This is a genomic window from Eggerthella sp. (assembly GCF_048329335.1).
In the GTDB taxonomy this organism is placed as follows: domain Bacteria; phylum Actinomycetota; class Coriobacteriia; order Coriobacteriales; family Eggerthellaceae; genus Eggerthella; species Eggerthella lenta.
Map to the genome: position 1 here is coordinate 1 of NZ_DBFEGU010000217.1, position 2,787 is coordinate 2,787.

Annotated in this window: 3 protein-coding genes; all 3 read right to left on the reverse strand. The window is 66.1% G+C overall.

All coding sequences use genetic code 11. The features are described 5' to 3' along the window. Positions 1 to 1,044, reverse strand: a 1,044-nt coding sequence (locus ACMO6A_RS07165) for an amino acid ABC transporter permease (RefSeq protein WP_418471001.1), incomplete at its 3' end; no start/stop codon positions are given. Continuing rightward, on the reverse strand, positions 1,037 to 1,861 hold the full coding sequence (locus ACMO6A_RS07170) for a transporter substrate-binding domain-containing protein (RefSeq protein WP_009608904.1): 825 nt from the start codon (positions 1,859 to 1,861) through the stop codon (positions 1,037 to 1,039). The genes ACMO6A_RS07170 and ACMO6A_RS07165, both read right to left, overlap by 8 nt. 8 nt (positions 1,862 to 1,869) lie before the next feature. Beyond that, positions 1,870 to 2,601 (reverse strand): amino acid ABC transporter ATP-binding protein, encoded by a 732-nt coding sequence (locus ACMO6A_RS07175; RefSeq protein ID WP_009304735.1) that lies wholly within the window; start codon positions 2,599 to 2,601, stop codon positions 1,870 to 1,872. Positions 2,602 to 2,787 lie beyond the last annotated feature (186 nt).

Here is a 2,787-nt window from a genome sequence, read left to right on the forward strand (position 1 = left end):
CGCCTTCAAACGCCCGGACTTCGTGCGCATGGCGCGCGCCGCCCGCTCGTCGTCGCCGTACTCGTCGGCGATCTCCTGGGCGATCTCGCGCCCGATCTCGTCGGCGATCTCGGCCGCCTGGTTGCCGGTGAACGTCTGGTCGTACGGGTCCTCCGGCGCCACGCCCGGCTCCAGCGCGTCCTCGGCAAGCGCGTGCAGCGGATGGCGCGGCGAGGGCGCCACGCGCGCCGGGGCGATGTCCACGGTGCCGTACATGGTCTGCACGCCGCCCGCCATCGTGTCGGCCGCCGCGCGCCCGGTGATGTCGTGCGTGCCCGGCGTGACCTCCATCGTGTCCTCGGCCAACGCCTCGGTGGCGTCGCCGGTGGCCAGATGCCTATGCGAGCGCGTGCGATGCTCCAGGTACAGAGCCAGACGCGACAGCGGGAAGCAGATGGCGAAGTACAGCAGCGCCGCCACCACGTACACCGGCCCGTAGTAGCTCGTCGCGCCCGCGAACGAGTTCGAGAAGTACATGAGCTCGCCGCCCGCGATGAGCGCGAGCACCGACGTGTTCTTCACCAGGTTGGCCGCCTGCACGGCAAGCGGCGGCATGATGATGCGGATGGCCTGGGGCAGGATGATCACGAACATCGACTGCCAGTACGAGAAGCCCTGGCTCTTCGCCGCCTCGAACTGCCCGCGGTGGATGGAGCCGATGCCGCTGCGCACCACCTCGGAGATGTAGCCGCCGTGGTAGATGCCGATGGCCAGGACCCCGATCCAGAACGCGGCCAGCGACAGGCCCAGCAGCGGGAAGATGGCGTAGAACACGAATACCTGCAGAAGCAGCGGCACGTTCTGCACCACTTCCACGTACACGCGGGTGATGCCGCGCAGCACGGGGATGCGCGACACCGACAGCACGCCGAACACGATGCCCAGCGCCAGCGCGATGACCAGCGCGAGCACCGAGATGCCGACGGTGGTGCCGAACGCCATGAGGATGTCGGGCCAGCGCTCGAACAGCGCCTCCCACTTGTAGGGGGCGAAGATGTCAAGCATGCGCCTCGCCTCCCTCTTCCTCGCCGGCAGGCGTCTCGGTCGAGAGCCCCCACCGCTCTTGCAGCGCCGTCAGCGTGCCGTCGTCGGCCATAGCGCCGATGGCGGCGTCCACCTGGTCGGCAAGCTCGGTGTTCGACTTCTTCGTGGCCACGCCGTACTCCTGGGGCGCGAACTGCGCGTCCAGCAGCATGGTGGAGTCGTCCACGTAGCCATTCAGGATGGAGCGGTCCACCGAGAACGCGTCCACGCGGCCGGTGACCAGCGCGATCTTGATCTCCGGATACGTCGAGTACTCGGCGAAGCTCATGTGGATGCCGATCTCGTCGCCGGCGGCGGTCAGCTTGTCGCGCGTCGTGGCCGACAGCGCCACGCCCACGGTCTTTCCGTCGAGGTCTTTGAGATCGACGATACCCGAGGACTTCTTCACCAGCACGCCGATGTGATCGGTGTAGTACGGGCGCGAGAAGTTGTAGCTCTTCTTGCGCGCCTCGGTGATGGTGAACGTGGCCAGCGTGGCATCGAGCGTGCCGTTGTCCAGCATCGCGCCGCGCGTGGTGACGTTCACGCCGGTCACCCGCAGCGCGTCGGGGCTGCCCTTGATGCGCTTCGCCAGCTCGCGCGCGATGTCCACTTCCATGCCCTCGATGTTGCCCGTCTCGGGATTCTGGAAGCCGAAGCCGGGCACGTCGATCTTCGTGCCCACGCGCAGCACGTCTGCGCCGCCGGCGCAACCGGCGAGGCCGCCCGTCGCCCCGCCCAGCACGAGTGTCGACGCAACCAGCGCCGAGGAGCGTATGAACGTTCTTCTCGTGATCATGGCCGCGCCTACAGGATCTTCGACAGGAAGCTCTTGACGCGAGCGTTGTCGGTCTCGTCGAACAAGTAATGGGGCGTGCCCTGGTCTACCACCAGGCCGTTCTCCATGAATACGACCTTGTCGGCCGCCTCGCGCGCCAGACCCATCTCGTGAGTGACCATGACGATGGTCATGTTCGTCTCGGCCAGCGACTTGATGACGTCGAGCACCTCCTGCACCATCTCGGGATCGAGCGCGCTCGTGGGCTCGTCCAGCAGCATGATCTTGGGATGCATGTTGAGGGCGCGGGCGATGGCCACGCGCTGCTGCTGCCCGCCAGAGAGCTGGTCGGGGTACTTGTCCACCTTGTCGGAAAGCCCCACGCGCTCCAGATAGGCGCGCCCGTCGCGCTCGGCCTGCTCGCGCGGCACCTTCAGCACCTTGATGGGTGCCAGCGTCACGTTCTCGAGCACGGTCTTGTGCGGGTAGAGGTTGTAGCTTTGGAACACCATGGCCACGTCGCGAGCCAGCGCACGGGCGTTCACCTTGCGGTCCGACAGGTTCATGCCTTCGACCACCACCGTGCCCGAATCGGGCACCTCAAGACCGTTGATGCAACGGATGAGCACGCTTTTGCCCGAGCCGGACGGCCCGATGACGACGACTTTCTCTCCATCGGCCACATCGAGCGAAACGCCTTTAAGCGCCTCGACCGCGCCGAAGTTCTTGCGAATGTCCGTAACCGTGATCGCTTGAGCCACGCTTGACGCCTCCCGTAAAGGTTCCAGGCCGCGATCTTCGAGGGGCGCCGCGGTCGACTGACAGTGACAACATGCATCGTTCAGTCTAGCATGCGCCCCATCATCCCAGATGGCAGGAAGGTTACGGAAGCTTGACGATAGCGGAATCGGTCGCGTTCCATACGAAACCGGTCCGCGCCTCCTATC

Bases quoted from the DNA above. Each gene is read 5' to 3' on its own strand.
- ACMO6A_RS07170 (WP_009608904.1), bottom strand. From the start codon at position 1,861: ATGATCACGAGAAGAACGTTCATACGCTCCTCGGCGCTGGTTGCGTCG.